This is a genomic window from Acidovorax sp. NCPPB 3576 (assembly GCF_028473605.1).
GTDB lineage: Bacteria > Pseudomonadota > Gammaproteobacteria > Burkholderiales > Burkholderiaceae_C > Paracidovorax.
In genome coordinates, this window is the sequence record NZ_CP097267.1 from 2,125,651 (window position 1) to 2,149,475 (window position 23,825).

Below are 23,825 nucleotides of genomic sequence, written 5' to 3' on the forward strand. Positions count from 1 at the left end.
CTCAGGTCACCGGCGCTGGATTGAACAGCACCAGCGCGTTGTGCAGCTTCCAGTGCTCGGCCCAGGTCTTCTTGCGGCCGCTGGCCACCTCCAGCATCAGGTGGAACATCTCCCAGCCCACGTCTTCGATGCTGGCTTGCCCGTCCGCGATGCGCCCGGCGTTGATGTCCATCAGGTCATGCCAGCGCCGCGCGAGGTCGCTGCGCGTGGCAACCTTGATCACCGGCACCTCGGCCAGCCCGTAGGGCGTGCCCCGCCCGGTGGTGAACACGTGCAGGTTCATGCCTGCCGCAAGCTGCAGCGTGCCGCAGATGAAGTCGCTGGCCGGTGTGGCGGCATAGAGCAACCCCTTTTGCGTGGCCTTGTCCCCGGGCGAGACCACGCCCGAGATCGGGGCGCTGCCCGATTTGACGATGGAGCCCATGGCCTTTTCCACGATGTTGGACAGGCCCCCCTTCTTGTTGCCCGGCGTCGTGTTGGCGCTGCGGTCCACCCGGCCCTTGTCCAGGTAGGCGTCGTACCAGGCCATCTCGCGGATCATGGCCTGGGCCACTTCCGGGGTGCTGGCGCGCGAGGTGAGCTGGTCGATGCCATCGCGCACTTCGGTCACTTCCGAGAACATGACGGTGGCGCCCGCGCGCACCAGCAGGTCGGTGCAAAAGCCCACGGCCGGGTTGGCGGTGACGCCGCTGAAGGCGTCGCTGCCACCGCACTGCACGCCGACCACCAGCTCGGCCGCGGGCACGGTCTCGCGGCGGCGGGCATTCAGGCGCTCCAGGTGCTTTTCCGCCTGGCGCATGACGGAGTCGATCATCGACATGAAACCCACATGGGCGTCGTCCTGCAGGCAGACCACGTCGAGCTTGGGCTCGGCACTGGTGCCCACGTCGGCCACGCTGCGTTCGTCCACCAGCGGGATGCTGCCCGGGGGCAGCAGGCGCTCGGGCTGGAGCTTCTCGCAGCCCAGGCTGACCACCATCACCTCTCCGCCGAAGTTGGGGTTCAGGCTGATGTTGCGCAGGGTGCGGATGGGGATGACAGCGTCCGGCGCGTCGATGGCGACGCCGCAGCCGTAGGTGTGCTCCAGCGCCACCACGTCGTCCACGTTGGGAAAACGCGGCAGCAGTTCGGCCTTGATGCGCGCGACGGCGAATTCGGTCACGCCGGCCACGCACTGCACGGTCTGGGTGATGGCCAGGATGTTGCGGGTGCCCACCGACCCGTCGGCATTGCGGTAGCCCTCGAAGGTGTAGCCGGTCAGCGCCGGCAAGGGCTCGGGGCGCACGGTGGCCAGGGGCAGGCCCTCCAGCGACAGGGCATCTGGCATGTGCAGCAGGCGCTCGTGCACCCAGCTGCCGGCCGGGATGGGCCGGATGGCGTAGCCGATGGGCACGTTGTAGCGGCGCACGGCGCCGCCCTGGGGGATGTCTTCCAGGGCGACCTTGTGGGCCTGGGGCACGCGGTCGATGAGCGCCAGGCCCGAGGCGAGGACCGTGCCGGCGGACAGGCCCCCGTCGTTGGCCACGATGGCCACGTTGTCGGCCGCGTGCATCTTGATCGTCAGGGGCGGGCGGGTGGTTGAGTCGGTTTCGGTCATGGGGTGGTTGTCGATCGTGGGGCGTTTTTTGAGGTGCGGCACAGCCGCTGCATTTTCGATGGCGCCGGGATCACGCGCGGGTGCCGAACTCCACCGTTTCGCGCGTCCAGCCACGGGCCTGCTCGCTCAGGCTCAGGCCGAGGCCCGGGCGCGTGGGCACCAGCATGCGGCCGTCGCTGATTTCCAGGCGCTCCTTGAACAGCGGCTCGAGCCAGTCGAAGTGCTCCACCCAGGGCTCGGTGGCATAGACCGCGCCCAGGTGCACGTGCAGCTCCATCGCGAAGTGCGGGCCCAGGCTCAGGCCCGCATGTTCTGCCTGTGCGGCGATCTTGAGGAACGGAGTGATGCCCCCGACGCGCGGTGCATCGGGCATGAGGTAATCGGCCGCGCGGTGGCGGATCAGTTCGCCGTGCTCGGCCGCACTGGTGAGCATCTCGCCGGTGGCAATGGGCGTGTCGAACTGGGCGGCCAGCGCGGCGTGGCCTTCGAAGTCATAGGCGTCCAGCGGCTCTTCGATCCACACGAGGTCGAAGCGCTCGAAGACGCGGCACATGCGCTGCGCGGTGGGGCGGTCCCACTGCTGGTTGGCATCGACCATGATGGGCATGGCGTCGCCCAGGTGCTTGCGCACGGCCTCGACGCGCTGGATGTCGAGCGCATGGTCGGGCTGGCCCACCTTGAGCTTGATGCCGCCGATGCCACGCTCGCGCGAGGCGCTGGCGTTGCGCAGCAACTGGTCCAGCGGCGTGTGCAGGAAGCCCCCCGAGGTGTTGTAGCAGCGCACCGAATCACGCTGCGAGCCCAGCAGCTTGGACAGCGACAGGCCGGCGCGGCGGGCCTTGAGGTCGTACAGCGCCACGTCGAACGCACCGATGGCCTGCACCGCCATGCCGCTGCGGCCCACCGAGGCCCCGGCCCAGCACAGCTTGGTCCACAGCCGGGAAATGTCGCTGGGGTCTTCGCCCAGCAGGGCCGGCGCGACTTCCTGAGCATGCGCGAACTGCCCGGGCCCGCCCGCCCGCTTGGAGTAGCTGAAGCCCAGGCCCCGGTGGCCGTCCTTCGTCTCGATCTCGGCGAACAGCATGGCGATCTCGGTCATGGGCTTTTGCCGCCCGGTCAGCACCTTGGCGTCGCTGATGGGGTTGGCCAGGGGCAGGTAGCACGACGAGACGCGGACCCAGGCGATGCTGTCGCTGGAGGAAGACGAAGACGACGAAGGGGAGGAAGAGGGCGCAGAAGCGGTCATGGTGCGGTTCGTTCAAGCGAAACAGGGGCGGGCGCAGAAGGCCCGGCAAAAACCGGGCAAGGGCTGGTCAGTCGATCGAAATCTTTCCGGCTTCGATCACTTTCTTCCAGCGGGCGTATTCCTGCTGCTGGAAGGCGGCGAACTGCTCGGGCGTGTTGGTCACCATCTCGAAGCCGATCGACGTGAACTGCTCGCGCACCTTGGGGTCCTTGAGCGCCTCGACGAACGCGGCGTGGGCCTTTTCGCGCACGGCGGGTGGCAGCCCCTTGGGCGCGACGATGGCCTGCCAGGAGGCGACCTCGACATTGGGCACGCCCGCTTCGGCCAGCGTGGGCACATCGGGCAGCACGGGCGAGCGCTTGGCGCTGGTGATGGCCAGGGCGCGCATCTTGCCGGCCTTGATGTATTGCGACACGGCGTTGATGTTCTGGAACGAGGCATCGACCTGCCCGCCGATCAGGTCGGTGTGCGCGGGCGCGCCGCCCTTGTAGGGAATGTGCACGCCCTGGGTGCCGGTCTGCTGCCAGAACAGCTCGGCGGTCAGGTGGTCGCTCGATCCGTTGCCGGCGGAGGCGAAGCTCATCTTGCCGGGGTTGGCTTTTTCATAGGCGATGACGTCGGCCACGGTCTTGTGCGGGGAATTGGCCGGCACCACCAGCACGTTGGGTGACTGCACCGCCACCGTGATCAGGTCGAAGCCATGCAGCGCGTCGTATTGCAGGCCCTTGAGCAGGTGCGGCACGATGACCAGTGGGCCCAAGGAGGTCACGAGGAAGGTGTAGCCATCGGGGGCGGCCCGCTGCACGAACGTGGCACCGATCGTTCCCGTGGCGCCGGGCTTGTTGTCCACCAGAAAGGACTGCTTGAACTTCTCGGTGAGCCGGGGCCCCACGGCGCGTGCGACCTGGTCGGTCGAGCCACCGGGCGGGAAGGGCACCACCAGGGTGACGGGTTTTTCGGGCCAGGCCTGAGCCTGTGCGCCAAGGGCCAGGACGCCGAGGGAAATCGCTGCGAGAAATCGTTTCATGCTTGTCTCCTTAGGAAAATGTTAACGTTGTCATTTTTGTTTTTGAACGAACCAACATGAAGGGCGCCATGAAAATGCATGGTTTTTATGGTTTTTCAGCAAATAGGCGAACCGATCATCTGAAATGATATCGTTGTCATTTCGGATGATCAAGGGATGACGCTGGGGGTTTCCCCTGGTTCATGCCTGCCATCTTTGCGCGGGCTCGGCGCCGGAATGCGGTCCGCATGGCCCACTGGCTGTGGCATGCCGAGGCAGTCATTCAACCGGGCCACGGGGCGCGATGCGGTATGGTCCTCGTCTTTCGCCAGATCGATGTACTCCGAAACCCCATGAACGCCCCCTCCCACTTCAAGGCGGTCACGCTTCACGACGTGGCCAAGGCCGCTGGCGTGTCCTTGATCACCGCCTCGCGCGCGCTGAGCAATCCGGGCGTGGTCTCCGAGAAGACGAAGGCACGGGTGCAGCAAGCGGTGGAGGCGACCGGGTACATCCCCAACCTGCTGGCCGGGGGGCTCAAGTCCCGCCGCAGCCTGATGGTGGCGGCGGTGGTGCCGGCGCTGTCGGTGTCGCAGTTTTTGCCCACGGTGCAGGCGTTGACGACCACCCTGGCCGCCGAGGGATACCAGCTCATCCTGGGCCAGACGGCTTACGACGCCGAGCGTGAAGAAGCCGTGTTGAACACCATGATCGGCCGCCAGCCCGATGGGCTGGTGATGACCGGGCTGGTGCAGTCGCAGCGTGCACGCGACCGGCTTCGCCGATCCGGCATTCCCGTGGTGGAAACCTGGGACCTGAGCGACCGTCCGGTGGACATGGTGGTGGGTTTTTCGCACCTGAAGGTGGGCAGTGCGGTGGCGGGGTATTTCTTGTCCCGGGGCTGGCAGCGCGTGGGAATCGCCACGGGCGCGGACCACCGCGCCATGCTACGCCGCGAAGGCTTCATCGCCACCTTGGGGCGTGACGTGCCCACGGCCACCGTGCCTGCGCCGAGCAGCCTGGCGCTGGGGCGAAGGGCGTTGGCGGAACTGCTGGAGAAAGAGCCGTGCCTGCAAGCCGTGTCCTGCAGCTCGGACACGCTGGCGCACGGCGTTCTCGTCGAAGCCGGTGCCCGCGGGCTTCGGGTGCCACAGGACCTGGCCATCTGCGGCTTCGGCAATGCCGACTTCAGCGAACACATGCTGCCGTCGATCACCACCGTGCATGTCGATGGCCCGGAAATCGGCCGGCTGGCGGCTCAACTGGTGATCGACAGGTGCCGGGGCAACGCGGGCACGCAATCCATTTTCGACCTGGGGTTTCGCCTGATCGAGCGGCAATCGACGGCACCAGCCGGCTGAATCGGGTGAATCGGCCAGGTCGGCGGGAGTGGGGCCATGCCGGGTTCGCCTGCTTGCCGCGGCCCTCGCTTCTGAGCATTATTCAGTTTTAGGGCCTGGCCCAAGCCAGGCAGTGCCCGCCGCCTGAAAGTTCCCTTGAAGAAATCACCGCCCACCGACAGCTCCTCCGGCATGCGCCGCCAGCCCACGCAGACGCGGGCGCGCCAGACCATCGAGGCCATCTTCGGTGCCACCGCCAAGATCGTGGAAAAGGAAGGCGAGGCGGGCGTCACCACCAACAAGGTCGCGCAGGTGGCAGGCTTTTCCATCGGCACGCTCTACCAGTATTTCCCTTCGAAGGAAGCCATTTTGCTGGCCATGGTGGAGCGCGAACGCAACCGAGTACAGCAGCAACTGCGCGAACTGCTGGATGAGGCCGTGGCCGAGCAGCGCGAGGTGCGTTCGGTATTGCGGGACATGGTGCGGTTGCTGGTCACCGCCTTCGGCACTGGCGGGCATTCGCATGTGCGGCGCGGCATGGTGCGGCTGGGCTGGCGCATTGACCACCACGACCGCGTGACGGCTGCGCTGCGCGAAGGGGCTGAGCGCAATGCCCTGGCGCTGGCGCGGCTCATCGAGGTGGGCGACACCTCGGTGCGTGCTCCCACGCCGGCCATGATGTTCGTTGCCACGCGCGCCATCATGGGCACCATCCGCAGCGCCGCGCTGGAGGACTCGCCCCTGCTGGGTCAGCCGGCGTTCGAGGACGAACTGGTGCGCATGCTGTGGGGCCTGCTGCGCACCGACGCGGACGCTTGAGAATCGCCTCTTCGCCTCTTTCAGGAAGAGGCGGGGGCAGACGGAACGGCGGCTTGCTGCGGATAGAAGATGGGCTCCTGCGGATCGCGATGCCAGTCGTACTCGGCCGCGAGGGCGGCCGCCTCCGCCACCGCACGCCCGGCCAGGCGCGCGACCAGGTGCCAAGCCATGTCGGTCCCGGCGGACACGCCTGCTGAGGTCACGTATTGACCCGCATCCACCCACCGCGACACGTTGTCCCACAGCACGGCCGGGCCATAGGTTGCCACCCAGCCGAAAGCCTGGTGATTGGTGGCTGCGGGCCGGCCATCGAGCAGGCCCGACCGCGCCAGAATGGCCGCGCCAGTGCAGACCGAAGTGACCAGCGCCACGTGTTGGTCCATGGCCCGCACCCACTGCATCAGGGCCTCGACCGCTGCAGTGTCCTGATCCATCAGCAATGTGTTGACGCCCTGGCCGCCGGGAATCATGAGCAGGTCCAAGGGCTGTTCCAGCGCCTCGTCGCGGAACAGGTCGGGAACCACGCGCGGGCCGTTGAAGCTGGCGACGGGGGCGGGGGCGCTTCTGTTCGCCGCTGACCTGCATTCGTTGGAAATCAGCACCACCTGGAACGGTAAGGCCGGTGCCTTGGCATAGGACGTGCCGATGAAGCGCGCGATGGAAAACGCCTCGATGAAGCCCCAGACGTCAAGCGGCTCGAAATGGGGAAACACCAGAACCCCGATGCGCTGCGTACGGGGAAAGGCCGTGGTTGCAGTGGACGTGGGTGCAGGCGTGGGCATAGGGGCTGTGAGCATGGTCATTGGACAGGAAAGAGTTCAATGGCAACATCGGCCCGACCGCCTTCGTGGGGGTGGCCGTCGGTGGGAAAGCCGATCTGCAGGCAGACGGGCTGGCCCGCCTGCAGCAAGTGGGCATAACCGGCCAGGGAGACGAGAAACCGCTGGCTGCGCTGTGGCTGCGCGGCGGTGAAGGCCCGCAGCGGGTGCACCGCGAAGCGGGTGATCTCCCGTGGTGTGGGCGGCTCGCCAGCAAGCAGGGAGGCCACCAGCCGCCCGTTGGCCGGCCGTGGCGGCTCGAAGGCCCGCAGCACGATCACCACGCGTTGGCGGTCCTCCTGCAGGGCCTGCAGATCCGCGGCTGTGGGCGTCACGCAGACCTGGGCAGGCACCGTGCTGGTGGCAATGGGGCCGGGTGCCGGCGCCTGGCCCATGCCGTGCGCTGCAACGGCAGGCAACCCGGCGAGGGCGCATGCCAGCAAGGCGCTGACGGAAGCGGGCGGGGCCATCGCTGCGGTGCCGGGTTGCGTCGCGCGTCAGATCAGTGCGATCTCGATCGAGCCGGGCACCACGGTGCCAACCTCCGAGGCGGGCGTGCCTGCCACCGGCAAGGCCACCAGTTGCACAGTGATCGTGTTGCCCGGCAAGCCTTGCGTTTGCGAGAGCCGCCGCAGCGTGTCGGTGAGGTTGACGAGGGTCGAGGGCAGGCTGCCCGCATGCGCACCGTCGCCATGGCCATGGCCGTGGCGCAGAAAGCTCAGCGTCGTCACGAAGTGCGGGTCGGTGACGGGCACCTGCGGTCCCACGGTGTCGCGGTTGACGAAGACACGGATCGCGCGCACGTTGTCTGCGATGCGGATGTCCGAGATCAGCGCAACCACTTCTCGCGGCGCGCCAGTCGCGGGGGCCGAAGGCGGCGACTGCAAAGGCGCGAGGGCCCCCGCGTCGAGCTGGAAAGGCACGCCCAGCGACGTGGCGGCAACGGCCGCCGCCATGTCGGTTTTCTTCTGGCGCAGGAGGTTGCTGCCGATCGCGGGATTGAACAGTGCAGACAGGTTGGCCCGGCGCTGCGGATCGACGGGCTGGTTGTCAGGCTGCGGGAGTGTGTCGTAGGTGTAGCCGAGTGCGGTGGTGCTCAGCAGGTCGCGCACCCGCTTGGTATAGAACGTGCCGTTGGGTGCGATGTAGTTGTCGCGGAACGGCATGTCGAGCCACAGCGGATCGTTCGAGTTCTGGCGGCCGAGCGCGTTCCACGATGCCCAGATGCGGTCGATGTTGCCGTGGTGCATCATGAAAATCGGGTCGCGCGGCGAGTTCGATTGCGGCATGAATCCGCCGATGTTGTTGTGCACGTTGTTGTGCGGCGTGCGCTCCAGGATGCCCTGGTTGCCCCCGCCCATCGGAACCCATTTGGCATCGAGGTTGTTCTGCACCACGGGCTTCTTCGGATTGCTGCGATCGACCGAGCGGCTGGTGCCGAAGGCCTCGTAGTTGGTTTCCTGGTAGATCTTGCGGATCACTTCGGGGCCCACCAGCTCGTCGGTCAGCGCGTTCTCGCCCGTGAGCTGGTTGCGCAACAGGGTGGGGTCGTCCCCTTTGCCCGGCACATACAAGGGATTGGGCTTGCCCTTGTAGGTTTTGTCGGTGAAAGCTGCGGGCAGTTGGCGCAGCGCGGTCCAGTCCCAGTAGGGCATGGCGAATTCGGGGTGGCGGGTCAGGACGGCGGCGGCCCTTTCGTACATCTCGACGAAGCCGCGGTGCCATGGCAGGAAGTACCAATCGCCGTGCGGGCAGTACTTGAAGTTGTGCTCGTCTCCATGCTGGTTGGCAAAGCCCAGCCAGCTGACCCGGCTGCGCTGAGGCTGGGCCTGCATGATGCCGACGAAGTCGCGGTAGGTGGACAGGTCCGGATCGTCCAGCGCCATGGTGTTGACGCAGCGGCGTGTGCGCAGCTTGGGCGCGGCCACGGCCTGCAGCAGGCCGGGCACCATGCCGGAGAAGGCGGAGATGGCGCCGGCGGCGACCACGGTTTTCAGTGCGTTTCTTTTGTTGATCATTGTCGAGTCCTCCCTTGTGTGATGGCTATGTGCCTTGGTTTTTCAGTGATGGCCTTTGCTGGCTCCGCCAGCGCCGTCCGGTACGGCCACCCGCACGATCTGCATCATTCCCTGGTCTTCGTGGTCCAGGATGTGGCAGTGCAGTACGTAGTCGCCGATGTAGCGCTGGTAGCGCGTGCGCACGATCAGCGTGTATTTGCCGTTCGGCTTTTCCTTGGTCGCGATGTTCTTGACCCAGAGCGTGTCTTTCCAGACGCCTTTGAGCGCACGGTACTGCGGGTCGAGATCGCCCGCGGCCTTGTCTTCCACGTCCGGCCCGGAGACGTCCTTGCCGTCCGGATCGAGGATCTTCACGATCTGGAACGGGTTCACATGGATGTGGAATGGGTGGCTCACGAAGTCCGATTGCAGGGTCCATTCATCCACGCCGCCCAACGTGAGAACGCGGTCGATGCGGTTGGGATCGAACGGTTTGCCGTCCACCTGGAACTGGATCGGTTTCGTGTCCAGGTCGATGTTGAACGCGAGTGTCTGCGTGCCCGTGACTTCGCTGTCCTGCACGGTGGGGTGGGGCACAAAGCTGGTGAGCTTCAGGCCGTCCTTCAATTCAGCGCTGACCTTGGCCCGCACGTCGGGCGGCAGATTGACGGCCGCGGCTGCGGCCAGTTCCGCGGCGATGTAGGCCGAAACATCCTGCGGCACCGGACTGCCGGGGGCCACCTTGCGCACGGTGCCCAGCAATTGGCGCGATGGGGGGGCTTGGTTCACGCTGGCGGAAGGGGGCGAGGCAGCGTCGATCACGCAGTAGTCGCCTGCCTCGGGAAACACCATCAGGGTGTCCCAGCGGTAGGCCGGCTGGTAAACCGTGTGGGTGCTGCGGATCGCGGCTGCGGTGGTCAATCCGTCGGCTGCGATCAGGTGCTGCGGCAGCGGGGCGCCGGTGCAGTTCTGTTCGATGTAGGCGTCGTGCTCGCTGGCGCGCAGGGCCTGCGCGCTGCGCGCGCCTGGCCGCAGCTTGCGAAACTCCAGATTGATGGTGTCGCGGACGCCGCCGTGGATGGTGCGCCAGCGCTCGATCTGCCCGGCCTTGGCGCCCTCGAAGGTGGGCAGCACCTCGCCGTTGATGCTGGTGTAGCGCCCGGAGGCCGGCCAGGACCCGGGGCCGAACTGGTCCTTGTCCTCTTTGTCCACCGCCTTGTAGTGCTCGATGCCGCCCACGTCGCCTTCGTTGCAGCGGTAGGTTCCGTCCGGGTTGAACTGGATGCGGTTGTTCTTGTCGCGGCAGGCGTACTGGATCTGTTGCAGCACCAGCACCCGCTCCTTGAACGCCTGGCGGGCCGTGGGGCGCAGCAGGGTGTCAACGTCGCCCGTTTGCGTGGGAGTAGGCGGCCGGTCGCCACGGATGACGAGGGCACCCGCCATGCCGCTGGCCACCTGCAGCGCGGTGGAGCCATGGCGGTGCGTGTGGTACCAGAAGGTGCCGGCGGGATGGTCCGAGGGAATGTTGTACTCGTACTCGAAGCTCACCGTCGGGTTGATGGAGATCAGCACGTTGTCGCCATTGCCTGCGGGGTTCACCCAAAGGCCATGGGTGTGCAGGTTGGTGCCGTTGAAGCAGTGCGGCGTGTTCACCCCGTCTGCGAACGTGGTGCAACTGGGGTCGGGCGGCAACTGGTTGTTCAGGCGGATGCGGATGGTGTCGCCAGGGCGGATCTCCAGCATGGGCGATACGAAGGGCGCCTTGGGATCGACGCGGGTGCCCTGGTAGCTGCGCAGGCGCACCTTGTCAAAGCGCTGTTCCGCAGGGTTCCAGAGCTTGCCGTCGGTGTAGACGACGTTCAGGTCCAGCGAGGCTTCATGGGGAACCGTCCGCGTGGCAGGGCTCGCGGCGAGCTGGAGCCTGCGGGGCGCCTTGCGCTGGAGTTCCAGCAGGGGTGGGTTGGACACCTGCCGTAGGGTGTCCGACTGGGCCTGTGCGGGCAGTGCAACGATGCACGCCAGCGCGGCGGTAACGGCGGCTGCAGACGCAGATGCGCGCGCATTCCGAAACGCGAGTTCCATGATTTTCCTCCCCCTCTTACGGGTATTGCAAAGCCGAGTCGGCTGCTGGTGCAGCTCTTGCCGTGATGGCCTCGGCCCAGTATGGGGGACGCCCCAGGGTCGGGTCAACGCATTTTCGATGCGTGCGCTATTTCTGGCGCGGTACGCGGCCCATCAGGTAGAACTCGGGATTGGGCTGCATGCCCGCGAAGCTCGCCATGCGGTTCGACAGTCCGAAGAATGCGGTGATGGCCGCGATGTCCCAGATGTCTTCGTCGTCGAAGCCGTGCGCGTGCAGGGCGGTGAAGTCAGCCTCTTCGATGGCATGCGATTGGCTGCAAACCTTCATCGCGAAGTCGAGCATGGCCCGTTGGCGCGCACTGATGTCTGCCTTGCGGTGATTGACCGCCACCTGATCGGCCACCATCGGTTTCTTTTCATAGATGCGCAGGATGGCACCATGCGCGACCACGCAGTAAAGGCACTGGTTGGCGGCACTGGTCGTGGTGACGATCATCTCGCGCTCGCCTTTGGTCAGGCTCCCTTCCTCCTTGAGCATCAGGGCGTCGTGATAGGCGAAAAACGCGCGCCATTCGGCCGGGCGGCGTGCAAATGCCAGGAACACGTTCGGCACGAAGCCGGCTTTTTCCTGCACTTCGAGAATGCGTGTGCGGATGTCTTCGGGCAGGGTGGCGAGGTCAGGGAAGGGATATCGGCTCAAGGGGTTGTCTCCGTTGTTGTATGGCTGGCGCGAATAGCCGGCAGCAACTTATCACGGATGCCACTGGGTGGCTCGCATCCCGGTGGAGGAGGGCGGAGCGGAGCTGCCCGCCAGCGCATAGGACAGCTGCGTGGCAGCCGCGATGACCGTCTTGGCCAATGCCTGCAGACGGGCTTCGGGCAGGCGCGATTGCGGCCCCGAGATGCAGACTGAACCCATCAGCCGCCAATGCATGCCGAACACCGGGGCCGAGACGGTGGCCACGCCTTGCTCCCGCTCGCCGATGGACCAGTGGTAGCCGCGCTGGCGGATGGCTTCGTAATCCGCGCCGGGCTCTCCGGAGAACGCCAGGATCACGCGGCCCGGCGATCCCTTGTCGAGTGGCAGGCCTTCACCCATGCGGGCATGGTGGCGCAGCGCCTGCGGGCCCTCCACTCGGACGAGACAGGTGCGCACATTGCCTTCGCGCACGTAGAACGCCGCGCTTTCGCCCGTGGCCTGGGTGAGTTCGCGCAAGGCGGGTTCCAGCACGTTCTGCACGTCGAAGCCGGCCTGATAGCGCGCCCCCAGCCAGCCCGCGGCCGGACCAAGACGCCAGTCGCCATCCTCGCGCTGCACCATGAAGCCGGACTGCGCCAGCGTGCGCGCCAGGCGCAGCACAGTGGTTTTGTGCAAGCCACAACGGCGGCTCAACTCTGCAAGGGGGAGATGCGACTCCCCCAGCGCGAAGGCCTCCAGCAACTGGAGGGCGCGGGTCACGGCGATGACGCCGCCGGCGTGACTCGACCCTGACGCAGAGGCGGGCGCCTGATCTGAGGGAAGAGACTCGTGAGCGCCATCCACTAACGGGGAAAAGTCGATTTTGACGCTTTGATTGGCGTTGCTCATGGTGCAATTCGTTGCGCTGTATGAAACTGTATTGTATGGGTTGAAACGTTTTCGTAAAGTTGCCGCAATGCCTGGAACAAGGCGACCGGTTCACCACAACGGAGACAAACCATGCAAGCTTTCTCGCTGACTCGACGCGCCCTGGGCGCTCCTTTGTCCGCCGCCCTGCTGGGGCTGACAGTTCTGGCCTTTTTTACGGGCTCGGCCCATGCCCAGTCGGGTTACCCGAATAAGCCGATCCGCCTGATCGTGCCGTTCCCGCCGGGTGGCGGCACCGACATGATTGCGCGCACCGTGGCGCAAAAGCTGACCGAACAGCACAAGTGGAACGTGGTGGTGGACAACCGCCCCGGTGCTGGCGGGAACCTGGGCGTGGATGCGGTGGCCAAGGCGGCTCCCGATGGCTACACGCTGGTCATGGGCCAAACCAGCAATCTCGCCATCAATCCCTCGCTGTATGCCAAGCTGCCCTACGACCCCTTGAAGGATCTGGTCCCAGTGGCGTTGGTATCGTCGGCCCCCATCGTGATGGCCGCGCCCGCCAACTCGCCTTACAAGACGTTCGCCGATGTGGTCGCCGCCGCCAAGGCCAAGCCCGACGGCATCACGCTGGGTTACTCCGGCAACGGCACCGTCGCCCATCTGGCCGGTGAACTGGCGGAGAACGCCGCCGGCATCAAGTTGCGCCATGTTCCCTACAAAGGTGCGGCGCAGGCCATGACCGACCTGGTGGGCGGGCAGATCGACCTGTACATGTCGGCCGTGCCCACGCTGCTGGGGCAGGTGCGCAATGCCAAGCTGCGCGCGGTGGTGATCACTTCGCTCAAGCGATCCGACCAGTTGCCGCAGACGCCCACGCTGGCCGAGTCGGGCTACAAGGATTTCGAGGCGGCTTCCTGGTATGGCGTGCTGGCCCCCGCCGGCACGCCCGCCCCCATCGTGCAGCAGTTGAACAAGGCCATCAACCAGGCGCTGGCGCAACCCGATGTGGCAGAAAAGCTCCGCTCCGAAGGCGGCGATGTGCTGGGCGGCACCCCCGAGAAGTTCGGCGCGCTGCTGAAGTCCGAAGTGCCCCGCTGGGCCAAGATCGTCAAGGATTCTGGCGCCAGCCTGGATTGACGGGCGACCTACAAAGCCCCGTTTCCCACGCCCATCGAGCCCTCGCCATGCACCGCGAAAGCTTTGCCACGCCTGTGCGTTTATCGGCCGGTACTGCCGCGCCGCGCACGGCGCTGCCGAAAGACGCCTGCGACTGCCACGTGCATGTCTATGACGGCCGCTTTCCCATTGGTCTTCTACCAATTTGGCTGCATTGCGCCGGCGCAGTCCGGGCAACACCCTGCACACGCGCTGCTGCAGGATCTGCTGCAGCGCGGACAGGCGTGGATCAAGCGGTCCGGCAGCTTCGTCGTGAGCGAGCGCCACTCGACCGAACAAACCGCCCCCGATGCGCTGGCCGCGAGTTACCTGCGCAGCGTGCCCGAGCGCGTGGTCTGGGGCAGCGATTGTCCCTACGCCACCGCGTCGTCTGGTGCGCACCCCATGCCGGACGACGCGCGACAGGTGGGCCGACTGGTGGACTGGGCCGGCCACACCGGCGATGCGGCCACCCCGCATCGCGTGCTGGTGGGCAACCCCGCCGCGCTGTACGGTTTTAAGCCGACTTCCTCGTTCGCCTGACCACACAGAGACGAGCCCATGACCACCTCGATCCCTTCCTCTTCAGAAGGCCGACTCCGCCAAGTGGGCCAAGGTCATCCAGGACGGAAACATCAAGGCCGAGTGAGGTTGTTGCAGTCCACCGTTTCTGCCGTTTTTCTTTTTCTTCCCAACTCCCCTGGAACCACCATGAGCCAACTCCCAGAAGTCATCCGTGACATCGAGCGCGTCAGCGCCGAGGTCGTCGCCAAGGCCGCGACCTTCCAGGCCGCCATCCTGGCCGATGTGGCTGGCCGCCGCGGCACCATGCATGCTCGCGTGGCGCCTGTCCACCAGGACATGAAGGTGGCTGGCCCGGCCTTCACCGTCGAAGTGCGCCCGGGCGACAACCTCATGATCCACGCGGCCATGGCGCTGGCGAGACCGGGCGATGTGCTGGTCATCGACGGCAAGGGCGACCAGACCGCCGCGCTCATGGGCACGCTGATGCTCAGTGCCTGCAAGAAGATCGGCCTGGCCGGCGTGATCGTGGATGGTGCGATCCGCGACAAGCTGGAACTGCTTGAACTCGGTTTTCCGGTGTTCAGCACCGGCTTCAATCCTGCCGGCCCCACCAAGTGCGTGCCGGGCCGCATCAACCATCCCATCTCGGCTGGCGGCGCAGTGGTGAACCCGGGCGACCTGGTGGTGGGCGATGCCGACGGCGTGGTGGTCATCGAGCGCGCCAAGGCGCCCGCCATGATGGCCCTGGCCGACAAGAAAGTGGCCGATGAGGCCGCGCGCATCGAGGCGATCGCCCGTGGCGATACCGCCTCCAAATGGCTGCCCGCTGCACTGCGTGCCGCCGGCGTGCTGAAGGAAGGGGAGTCGCTGTGAGCGCCATCCTCGTGACCGGCGCTGACCTGGCGCAGCAGGCACTCGATCTGCTTCAGGATTTCGATATCGTGTATGCCGGCAAGACACCCACCGAAGACGACCTGGTGGCGCTGTGCCAGCAGCATGACCCGGTGGCCATCATCGTGCGCTACGGCAAGGTGGGCGCTGCCGTGATGGATGCGGCGCCATCGCTCAAAGTAATCTCCAAGCACGGCAGCGGCACCGACACCATCGACAAAGTAGCGGCAAAGGCGCGGGGCGTGGAGGTGGTGGCCGCTGCGGGTGCCAACGCCGCGGCGGTGGCAGAGCAGGCGCTGGCCCTGTTGCTGGCCTGTGCCAAGTCGGTGGTGCAACTCAATGCCCGCATGCATGCCGGCCATTGGGACAAGGCCACGCACAAGAGCGTCGAGTTGGGCGGACGCACGATGGGCCTCGTGGGCCTGGGCGCGATCGGCCTGCGCTTCGCCAGGATGGCCGACGCGCTGGGCCTGCGCGTGATCGGCTTCGATCCTTTCGCCAAGGACCTGCCGGCCTGTGTGCAGAGCGTGGACCTGGCGACGATCTGGCGCGAGTCCGATGCGATTTCACTGCACTGCCCGCTGACCGACGAGAACCGGGGCATGCTGAATGCGGCCACGCTGGCACAGTGCAAGCGCGGCGTGATCGTGGTGAACACCGCGCGCGGCGGACTCATCGACGAAGCCGCCCTGCTGGCTGCCGTTCAATCGGGCCAAGTGATGGCCGCGGGCCTGGACAGCTTCGCTGTGGAGCCGATGGTGGCCAACCACCCATTCCATGGCGAGCCGCGCTTCATCCTGAGCCCGCACATCGGCGGCGTGACGGGCGATGCCTACGTGAACATGGGCGTGGGGGCTGCCAAGAACCTGCTGGAGGTGTTGGCCCGGGCCCCGGCTGCCCTCGCCGCGGCTTCCTAACACCAAGACCCCATGCACCAAGGCCGGGCATGCCAGCGCTGCGGCTTTCCATTTTGAAAAACTATTCCAGGCATGTGATTAATTGCCTTTTCTGCCCGGAGGCTTTTCTCTAGCATTCACCCATCAATCAGCCGCAAGAGGAATGCCCCATGAGCCAAGAGACCAAGTGCCCGTTCCATGCCGCCGCCGTCAATGGTGGAACCCTCAACAAGGACTGGTGGCCCAACCAGTTGCGCGTGGATCTGCTGCACCAGCATTCGTCCAAGTCCGACCCGCTGGGCGACCGCTTCAATTACGCCGAAGAGTTCAAGAAGCTCGACTACGAAGCCCTGAAGAAAGACCTGCGCGCGCTCATGACCGACTCGCAGGAGTGGTGGCCGGCCGACTTCGGGCACTATGGCCCGCAGTTCATCCGCATGGCATGGCATGCCGCCGGCACCTACCGCACGGGCGATGGCCGTGGCGGCGCGGGCCGTGGGCAGCAGCGCTTCGCTCCGCTCAACAGCTGGCCCGATAACGTCAACATCGACAAGTCGCGCCGCCTGCTCTGGCCCATCAAGCAAAAGTACGGGCAGAAGATTTCGTGGGCCGACCTGCTGGTGCTGACCGGCAACGTCGCGCTCGAAACCATGGGCTTTCGGACCTTCGGCTTCGCCGGCGGCCGCGAAGACACGTGGGAACCGGACCTGGACGTGTACTGGGGCAGCGAGAAGACGTGGCTCGGCGGCGACGCCCGCTATGGCAAGGGAACCCCCGGCGACGGCACGCTGGTGGCCGACCCCGCCATGCACGGCCAGGAAACCGATCGCACTGACAGCCAGGGACGTAACCTGGAAAACCCCCTTGCCGCGGTCCAGATGGGCTTGATCTACGTGAACCCGGAAGGCCCTGAAGGCAACCCCGACCCGATCGCTGCCGCGCACGACATCCGCGAAACCTTCGGCCGCATGGCGATGGACGACGAGGAAACCGTGGCCCTGATCGCCGGTGGTCACACCTTTGGCAAGACCCATGGCGCGGGCGCCGCTGACCATGTGGGGGCCGAGCCCGAAGCCGCAGGCATTGAGCAGCAGGGCCTGGGCTGGGCGAGCAGCTTCGGCTCCGGCAAGGCCGGCGATGCGATCACCAGCGGCCTGGAAGTCACCTGGACCACCACGCCCGCGCAGTGGAGCAACAATTTCTTCGAGAACCTGTTCAAGTACGAATGGGAGCTGACCAAGAGCCCGGCCGGCGCGCACCAGTGGCAGGCCAAGAACGCCGAGGCCATCATCCCAGACGCGCACGACCCGTCCAAAAAGCGCCTGCCCACCATGCTGACCACCGACCTGTCGCTGCGCATGGACCCGGCCTACGAAAAAATCTCGCGCCGCTTCCTGGACAACCCGCAGGCCTTCGCCGAGGCCTTCGCACGGGCCTGGTTCAAACTCACGCACCGGGACATGGGGCCGCGCGCCCGCTACCTAGGCCCCGAAGTGCCGAAGGAAGTGCTGATCTGGCAAGACCCCGTGCCTGTGGTGGACCACCCGCTGGTCGAGGCGGCAGACGTGGCGGCCCTCAAGGCCAAGGTGCTGGCCTCCGGTCTGTCGGTGTCCGAACTGGTCGGCACGGCCTGGGCTTCGGCCTCCACCTTCCGCGGTTCGGACAAGCGCGGTGGTGCCAATGGCGCCCGCATCCGCCTGGCGCCGCAAAAGGACTGGGAAGTCAACCAGCCGGCGCAACTGGCCCGCGTGCTCCAGGTGCTCGAAGGCATCCAGAGCGACTTCCATCGCGGCGCTGAGGGAGGCAAGCGCATCTCGCTGGCCGACCTGATCGTGTTGGCGGGTGCCGTGGGCGTGGAGCAGGCGGCCAAGAGTGCGGGTGTCGAGGTGACGGTTCCGTTCTCCCCGGGCCGCACCGATGCGCGGCAAGACCAGACCGATGTGGAATCGTTCGCCGTGCTCGAGCCCGTGGCAGACGGTTTCCGCAACTACCAAAAGCGCCGTTACAGCGTGCCTGCCGAGGTGCTGCTGATCGACAAGGCCCAGCTGCTGACGTTGACCGCGCCTGAATTGACGGTGCTGGTCGGCGGGCTGCGCGCGATCAACATCAATGTCAACGCAAACTCCCACGGTGTCCTGACCGCAACGCCCGGCGCGCTGACCAACGATTTCTTCGTCAACTTGCTCGACATGGGCACGGAGTGGAAAGCATCGGCCCAGGATTCTGGGGTGTTCGAAGGCCGCGACCGCAAGACCGGCGAGGTGAAGTGGACCGGCACCCGGGTGGATCTGGTCTTCGGCTCCAACGCGCTGCTGCGGGCCCAGGCCGAGGTGTATGCCGGTGCGGACGCCAAGCGCAAGTTCGTGGACGACTTCGTGGCGGCCTGGACCAAGGTGACCGAGCTCGATCGCTTCGATCTGGCCTGACCTGCCGCGCCGGCTCTCCCGAGCCGGTGCGCTTTCTCCGAAAAAAGCCCGCGGCTTCGAAGGCGTGGGCTTTTTCGCATCCGCGGGCGGCAGAGGAGCCCTTTTGGGTGCGGACAGCGCCATCGCCCCCTAAACTTGCTGCATCGCACAAAAAGCGGGAGATGGAATGCATTTCGACATCGTGATCGTTGGCGGCGGCGCGGGCGGCCTGGAATTGGCGGCGCGCCTGGGCCGTGGTCTGGGCCCCCGGGTCGGGCGGGAGAAGGTCCTGCTGGTGGACCGCAGCCCGTTCCACATCTGGAAGCCCACCCTGCATGAGGTGGCCGCCGGCACGCTCGACGCGCACCAGGAAGGGCTGTCTTACACCGTGCTGGCGCGGCGCAACCATTTCAGCTTTGCCATGGGCGAGATGGCGGCGCTCGACACCGAGCGCAAGGGCATCACCTTGTCCGAGATTCGCGACGCTCAAGGCGAAGCCGTGGTGCCCAGGCGCACGGTGAGCTACACGCGCCTGGTGCTGGCGATTGGCAGCGGGTCCAACGCCTTCGGCACGCCGGGTGTGGAACACGCCTACCTGCTGGAGAACGTGCGCGATGCGCAGCGTTTTCATGCCGACTGGCTGGCCGCCTGCGCGCGGGCTTCGTTTTCTGAAAGCCGCGCGCTGGGCGTGGCCATCGTGGGCGGCGGTGCGACCGGCGTGGAACTGTCGGCCGAGTTGCTGGAAGCCCATGCCGAAATCCAGGAAAGCATGGGCGACGGCCAGCGCTTTCGGCTCGACATCACCCTGGTGGAAGGCGGCCCCCGCATTCTGGGAGGCCTGCCCGAAAAGATCTCGGCGCAAGCCCGGCTGGCGCTGGAGCGCAAGCAGGTCAACGTGCGCACCGGCACCCGCGTGACGGAGGTGCGCCGTGGCGCGCTGGTCACCGCGGAAGGCAACATTCCCGCCGAAATGATCGTCTGGGCCGCAGGCATCAAGGCCGCAGACGCCAACGCCCGCATGGGGCTGGCGGTGAACACTTTGAACCAGTTCGTGGTGGACGACCATCTGCGCACGTCGGTGCCTGGCGTCTATGCCTTCGGCGATTGCGCTGCCTGCCCTTGGGAAGGAGGCAAGACCGTCCCGGCCCGTGCCCAGGCCGCGCACCAGCAAGCCGACTACCTGGCCAAGGTGCTGGGCGCGATGCTGCGCGAGCGCGAGGTGACCGGGGCTTTTGTGTACCGCGACTTCGGCTCGCTGGTTTCGCTGGGCGATAACAAGGGCGTGGGCAACCTGATGGGCGGCCTGATGGGACGCAACTTCTTCGTGGAAGGGCTCATTGCCAAGTGGATGTACATCTCCTTGCACTTGAATCATCACCGGGCCATCCTGGGCCTAGGCAAGACGGCCGTGCTGGCTCTTGCGCGGCTTTTGCAGCAGCGCGTGTCCGGACGGCTGAAGCTGCACTGAGCGTGGCCGCAGGATGCGGGGCAGGCATGCCGGTTCCAACCCGGCTGCCTGCCACCGTTTTTCTGTCCGGTTGAGCGTCCTACTTGGGGGTATAGGTGATCTTCGTCACTTCGTAAGTGGAGGGCCTGCCGTTGGAACTGGAGGTGGCGATCTTGATGGTGCGGCCCTGGTAAGGGCCTTCGGCGACCACCCAGGTCTGGAAGTTGGCCACGACGCGCCCGGTGGGCCCCACCGTGACGAAGTCGTTGTTGAACTTGCAGACGTTGAAAGTGCCCATGGCGGTCTGAAGCGACTCCCTGCCCACGTACGTGAACTGGTCTTCCACGGTTTCCGAATAGGAACTGGGCGCTGAGCCCGCCTTGGGCACGATCGTGAACTGGTTCTTGTGGTCCCGCTGAACGGTCTGGCCGGGCTGCATGTCCAAAGGTGTGGACACGGGTGGATCGTAGACCTGCGTCAGCACCTGGGTGGAGGTGTCGGAGACGACGCCGTAAGCCAGTTCGCTGCTGCTGGTGCGGTCGCGGAACAGCCGGTTGTTACCGAGGGACCCGGTGGATTGCGGCGTGAACATGACCGGTTTCGCGCCCGCGAAATCCTGCCGGCTTCCCGTCGTCGTCGTGCTGGTGGTGGTGAGGTCGGGTTGCCCGTCCATCTTCGTGAGCCCCTCTTCGACGAGCACGGTGCCTTCGTTGAAATCCGCCGCGTTGTAGCAAGCCGCGGAGCTACTGCCTGAAGGGGCGGGGGCTGGCGTCGGAGCCGGTGCAGGGGTCGGTGCCGGGGCAGGAGTCGGGGCTGGTGCGGGAGTCGGCGCCGGGGCAGGGGCACTGCCGCCGGGCGGTGTGGTCACGTCGCCACCACCTCCGCCGCCGCCACATGCGGTCAGGGAAGCGGTCAATGCGGTAAAGGCGGCGAAAGCAGCCGCCGCGCGGAAGGAGTTAAAACTGGTGGCCATGGTCTATGAAGTGGTCGCCGCTCTGCCGCGCCGCGCACCATGCGCAGCGCCTCCGAACGACGGATTCGGATGCAGGAACGGTATCTTTCGCCACCTTGCCGCGATACCCCACCCAGGGAGCGCAGATGAAAGCAAGTGTTAGTGGGCGCAGTGATCGCGCCGGTGCCCGTCCGTTATCCCGCCATCAGCTTTTGCACCAGGTCGGCCGCTGTAGAAGCCGCGTATTTGCGCATGAGGCGCGCGCGGTAGATCTCCACCGTGCGGTGGCTGATGTCGAGCGCGCGGCCGATCTCCTTGGAGGTCAGGCCGTCCAGCAGCCGCGCCGCCACCTCGCGCTCGCGGCCGGTCAGTTCGGCCTTGACGGACCGCTGCGAGCTGAGGTCTTCGAAACTCCAGATGCCCGATTCGTGCGGGGCCTCTCGATTGAGCGCCCGGCCCGAGACATGGCACCAGAACACCTCGCCGCTGGCACGCTTCATGATGCGGTTGTCGGCGTAGTGGCCCCGTGCATTCAGGATGGGCTCCATGTGCTTGCCCAGGCGTTCGTACTCATCCGCGCTGGGATAGAGAATCCGGAAGGACTGTCCGATCAGAACCTCGCGCGAGGCGCCGAACATCTCGCACACCTGGCGATTGCAGTCCACCATCGTGCGGTTGCGCGAAATGACCAGTCCCACCGGGGCCATTTCGAAAGCGAGGCGGTAATCGGGGACATCCATGGAAGTATTTAGGGAGAACTACGTAGCGGGGTACGTAGTATCGTAGCGGCCATCCAACCTGATGTTGAGGAGTCTCCAATGAACAAGCTTTTTCCCTCCGCGGCCGAGGCGCTCAAGGGCGTCGTGGCCGGCGGCCAGATGCTGGCCGTCGGCGGCTTCGGGCTCTGCGGCATTCCCGAGGCGCTGATCGATGCGCTGCGTGACAGCGGAGTCAAGGACTTCACCGTCATCTCCAACAACGCTGGCGTGGACGGCTTCGGCCTCGGCAAGCTGCTGGAAACACGCCAGATCAAGAAAATGATCTCTTCCTACGTGGGCGAGAACAAGGAGTTCGAGCGCCAGTATCTGGCTGGCGAACTGGAACTGGAATTCACGCCGCAAGGCACGCTGGCCGAGAAATTGCGCGCGGGCGGCGCAGGCATTCCGGCTTTCTTCACCAAGACCGGTGTCGGCACCATGGTGGCCGAGGGCAAGGAATTGCGAGAATTCGACGGCGAAACGTATGTGATGGAGCGCTCCCTGGTGCCCGACGTGTCCCTCGTCAAAGCCTGGCGCGCCGACAAGTCAGGCAACCTGCAATTTCGCCTGACTGCGCGCAACTTCAATCCTGCCGCTGCCACGGCGGGCAAGGTCTGCATCGTCGAAGTGGAAGAGGTCGTGGAGACGGGCGACATCGCTCCGGACGATGTGCATCTGCCTGGCATCTACGTGCACCGCATCGTGCACAATCCCAACCCCGAAAAGCGCATCGAAAAGCGCACCGTGACCGCTGCGCCCGTGGATGTCGTCGCCGCAAAGGTCGAGGCCCAGGCCGTGATCGCGCAGGCCGCTGCCAGCAGCGAAGCCGTGCCCACGGTAACGGTGCCCGTCAACAAGAAAGAAGGAGCCTGAGATGCCCTGGACCCAAGACCAGATGGCCGCGCGCGCGGCACAAGAACTCGAAGACGGCTTCTACGTGAACCTGGGGATCGGCATCCCCACGCTGGTGGCCAATTTCACGGGCGACAAGGAAGTGTGGCTGCAGTCCGAAAACGGCATGCTGGGCATCGGCCCGTTCCCCGCCGAAGACGCCGTGGATGCCGACCTCATCAACGCCGGCAAGCAGACCGTGACCACCATCAAGGGCTCGTCCATCTTCGGCAGCGACCAGTCGTTCGCGATGATCCGGGGCGGCAAGGTCAACCTGTCGATCCTGGGCGCCATGCAGGTGAGCGAAAAGGGCGATCTGGCCAACTGGATGATCCCCGGCAAGATGGTCAAGGGCATGGGCGGCGCCATGGACCTGGTGGCCGGCGTCAAGCGCGTCATCGTGCTCATGGAGCATGTGGCCCGCAAGAAGGATGGCACCGAAGACCTCAAGATCCTGCCCGAATGCACGCTGCCACTCACCGGCGTGGGCGTGGTGGACCGCATCATCACCGACCTGGCCGTGATGGACGTCACGCCGAAGGGGCTGCAGTTGGTCGAACTCGCGCCGGGCGTGACCTTTGAGGCGCTGCAGGCCAAGACGGGTGTCACGCTGCTGCCAGCCTGAGACCGTCCTGTCTGAGTCGGGCAGGGCAGGCGGCGGGGCAGGGCTTCGCAGACCCTGTCGCCTTCTGGCGGTCCGCTGCAGGCGGCAGCAGCCGGCGCTGCCGCAACTCCCCAGGTCAGGCTGTTGCTAGCACAGCAATGGCCTTCTTTGAATAGGAGGAATCGGCAAAATGTCAGCACAAGTAACAAGGCGGCTGATATGCTGCCCCATTGCCGCGCGCGTCAGACGGCCGTCTGCGCTCGCCGAATCCGAACTGTGAAGGACCTGCCATGTTGTCGACTCCCGCTTCCGCCTCATCCCGCAACACTGCGGGTGCCACCCCCAACACAGCGGAGTACCTGACCTTCCGGCTGGGCCAGGAGGAATACGGCATCGACATCCTGCGCGTGCAGGAAATCCGCTCCTACGAGCAACCCACGCGCATGGCCCATGCGCCGGACTTCATCAAGGGCGTGATCGATCTGCGCGGCGTCATCGTCCCCATCGTCGATCTGCGGCTGAAACTGCGCTGCGCCCAAGCCGAGTACACCGATTTCACGGTCGTCATCATCCTCAACGTGGGCGGTACCGTCATGGGCGCTGTCGTGGATGCGGTGGCCGACGTGGTTCCGCTACAGGCCGAAGCCATCCGGCCCGCACCGCAGTTCCAGGGCGAAGTGGATTCGGCCTTCGTTACCGGAATCGCCACCGTCGGCGAGCGCATGCTCATCATGATGGACATCGAATCGCTGCTCAGCAGCTCTGAAATGGGGCTGGTGCGCTCCGCTGCCGTTGCCTGACCCTGGCCTTTCTTGAGGTGTTTGCT

At 65.9% G+C, this 23,825-nt stretch carries 21 protein-coding genes and 1 pseudogene; 11 read left to right on the forward strand and 11 right to left on the reverse strand.

The genetic code is table 11. From position 1 onward, the window contains the following. Position 1 precedes the first annotated feature (1 nt). From garD to M5C98_RS09790, 3 genes are all read right to left on the reverse strand, one after another. Positions 2–1,597 (reverse strand): galactarate dehydratase, encoded by a 1,596-nt coding sequence (gene garD / locus M5C98_RS09780; RefSeq protein ID WP_272552460.1) that lies wholly within the window; start codon positions 1,595–1,597, stop codon positions 2–4. 70 nt (positions 1,598–1,667) lie between these two features. Then, complete coding sequence (locus M5C98_RS09785; protein WP_272552462.1) at positions 1,668–2,843, reverse strand: L-talarate/galactarate dehydratase; 1,176 nt, start codon at positions 2,841–2,843, stop codon at positions 1,668–1,670. Between the two features lie 67 nt (positions 2,844–2,910). After that, positions 2,911–3,870 carry a Bug family tripartite tricarboxylate transporter substrate binding protein gene (locus M5C98_RS09790; protein WP_272552464.1) on the reverse strand — a complete coding sequence of 320 codons (960 nt, stop codon included), beginning with the start codon at positions 3,868–3,870 and terminating at the stop codon, positions 2,911–2,913. A gap of 332 nt (positions 3,871–4,202) precedes the next feature. Here M5C98_RS09790 and M5C98_RS09795 point away from each other — a divergent pair, with 332 nt between their 5' ends. Both M5C98_RS09795 and M5C98_RS09800 read left to right on the forward strand, forming a co-directional pair. Further along, the gene (locus M5C98_RS09795; protein WP_272552465.1) at positions 4,203–5,210 is read left to right on the forward strand and encodes a LacI family DNA-binding transcriptional regulator; all 1,008 of its coding nucleotides are present in this window, start codon (positions 4,203–4,205) and stop codon (positions 5,208–5,210) included. Between the two features lie 135 nt (positions 5,211–5,345). Then, entirely contained in the window at positions 5,346–6,008 is a 663-nt protein-coding gene (locus tag M5C98_RS09800) for a TetR/AcrR family transcriptional regulator (protein ID WP_272552466.1), read from the forward strand. Between the two features lie 20 nt (positions 6,009–6,028). Here the strand turns inward: M5C98_RS09800 and M5C98_RS09805 are convergent, their stop codons facing one another. The 6 genes from M5C98_RS09805 to M5C98_RS09830 all read right to left on the reverse strand — a co-directional run bounded on the left by M5C98_RS09805 (position 6,029) and on the right by M5C98_RS09830 (position 12,493). Further along, positions 6,029–6,805, reverse strand: a complete 777-nt coding sequence (locus tag M5C98_RS09805) for a DJ-1/PfpI family protein (protein ID WP_272552467.1) — start codon at positions 6,803–6,805, stop codon at positions 6,029–6,031. A 2-nt stretch (positions 6,806–6,807) separates the two neighbouring features. Next, complete coding sequence (locus M5C98_RS09810; protein ID WP_272552468.1) at positions 6,808–7,296, reverse strand: hypothetical protein; 489 nt, start codon at positions 7,294–7,296, stop codon at positions 6,808–6,810. Between the two features lie 27 nt (positions 7,297–7,323). Further along, on the reverse strand, positions 7,324–8,844 hold the full coding sequence (locus M5C98_RS09815; protein ID WP_272552469.1) for a tyrosinase family protein: 1,521 nt from the start codon (positions 8,842–8,844) through the stop codon (positions 7,324–7,326). A gap of 42 nt (positions 8,845–8,886) precedes the next feature. After that, a complete protein-coding gene (locus tag M5C98_RS09820; RefSeq protein WP_272552470.1) occupies positions 8,887–10,905 on the reverse strand; it encodes a multicopper oxidase family protein in 2,019 nt (672 codons plus the stop codon). Between the two features lie 127 nt (positions 10,906–11,032). Then, complete coding sequence (locus M5C98_RS09825) at positions 11,033–11,605, reverse strand: peroxidase-related enzyme (RefSeq protein ID WP_272552471.1); 573 nt, start codon at positions 11,603–11,605, stop codon at positions 11,033–11,035. Positions 11,606–11,656: 51 nt separating this feature from the next. Further along, a complete protein-coding gene (locus tag M5C98_RS09830) occupies positions 11,657–12,493 on the reverse strand; it encodes an IclR family transcriptional regulator (RefSeq protein WP_442867252.1) in 837 nt (278 codons plus the stop codon). Between the two features lie 111 nt (positions 12,494–12,604). Here M5C98_RS09830 and M5C98_RS09835 point away from each other — a divergent pair, with 111 nt between their 5' ends. From M5C98_RS09835 to M5C98_RS09860, 6 genes and pseudogenes are all read left to right on the forward strand, one after another. Further along, positions 12,605–13,612 (forward strand): Bug family tripartite tricarboxylate transporter substrate binding protein, encoded by a 1,008-nt coding sequence (locus M5C98_RS09835; protein ID WP_272552472.1) that lies wholly within the window; start codon positions 12,605–12,607, stop codon positions 13,610–13,612. A 165-nt stretch (positions 13,613–13,777) separates the two neighbouring features. Beyond that, positions 13,778–14,173, forward strand: a pseudogene (locus M5C98_RS09840) (amidohydrolase family protein); the annotation flags it as partial. A gap of 168 nt (positions 14,174–14,341) precedes the next feature. Further along, the gene (locus tag M5C98_RS09845) at positions 14,342–15,028 is read left to right on the forward strand and encodes an RraA family protein (protein ID WP_272552474.1); all 687 of its coding nucleotides are present in this window, start codon (positions 14,342–14,344) and stop codon (positions 15,026–15,028) included. Beyond that, positions 15,025–15,963 carry an NAD(P)-dependent oxidoreductase gene (locus M5C98_RS09850; RefSeq protein ID WP_272552475.1) on the forward strand — a complete coding sequence of 313 codons (939 nt, stop codon included), beginning with the start codon at positions 15,025–15,027 and terminating at the stop codon, positions 15,961–15,963. The genes M5C98_RS09845 and M5C98_RS09850 overlap by 4 nt, the downstream gene beginning before the upstream one ends. Positions 15,964–16,112: 149 nt before the next feature. Further along, entirely contained in the window at positions 16,113–18,368 is a 2,256-nt protein-coding gene (katG, locus tag M5C98_RS09855; protein ID WP_272552477.1) for a catalase/peroxidase HPI, read from the forward strand. A gap of 166 nt (positions 18,369–18,534) precedes the next feature. Next, complete coding sequence (locus tag M5C98_RS09860; protein ID WP_272552478.1) at positions 18,535–19,815, forward strand: NAD(P)/FAD-dependent oxidoreductase; 1,281 nt, start codon at positions 18,535–18,537, stop codon at positions 19,813–19,815. Positions 19,816–19,894: 79 nt separating this feature from the next. On the opposite strand, the gene M5C98_RS09865 is transcribed toward M5C98_RS09860, so the two are convergent. Together M5C98_RS09865 and M5C98_RS09870 are read right to left on the reverse strand one after the other, a co-directional pair. Further along, positions 19,895–20,767 (reverse strand): hypothetical protein, encoded by an 873-nt coding sequence (locus tag M5C98_RS09865; RefSeq protein WP_272552479.1) that lies wholly within the window; start codon positions 20,765–20,767, stop codon positions 19,895–19,897. A 173-nt stretch (positions 20,768–20,940) separates the two neighbouring features. Then, the gene (locus tag M5C98_RS09870; protein WP_272552480.1) at positions 20,941–21,486 is read right to left on the reverse strand and encodes a PAS and helix-turn-helix domain-containing protein; all 546 of its coding nucleotides are present in this window, start codon (positions 21,484–21,486) and stop codon (positions 20,941–20,943) included. Positions 21,487–21,564: 78 nt separating this feature from the next. On the opposite strand from M5C98_RS09870, the gene M5C98_RS09875 reads away from it, so the two are divergent. From M5C98_RS09875 to M5C98_RS09885, 3 genes are all read left to right on the forward strand, one after another. Then, on the forward strand, positions 21,565–22,377 hold the full coding sequence (locus tag M5C98_RS09875) for a CoA transferase subunit A (RefSeq protein ID WP_272552481.1): 813 nt from the start codon (positions 21,565–21,567) through the stop codon (positions 22,375–22,377). Between the two features lies 1 nt (position 22,378). Further along, the gene (locus tag M5C98_RS09880) at positions 22,379–23,020 is read left to right on the forward strand and encodes a 3-oxoacid CoA-transferase subunit B (RefSeq protein ID WP_272552483.1); all 642 of its coding nucleotides are present in this window, start codon (positions 22,379–22,381) and stop codon (positions 23,018–23,020) included. A 269-nt stretch (positions 23,021–23,289) separates the two neighbouring features. Next, entirely contained in the window at positions 23,290–23,799 is a 510-nt protein-coding gene (locus M5C98_RS09885; protein WP_272552485.1) for a chemotaxis protein CheW, read from the forward strand. Positions 23,800–23,825: the final 26 nt, after the last annotated feature.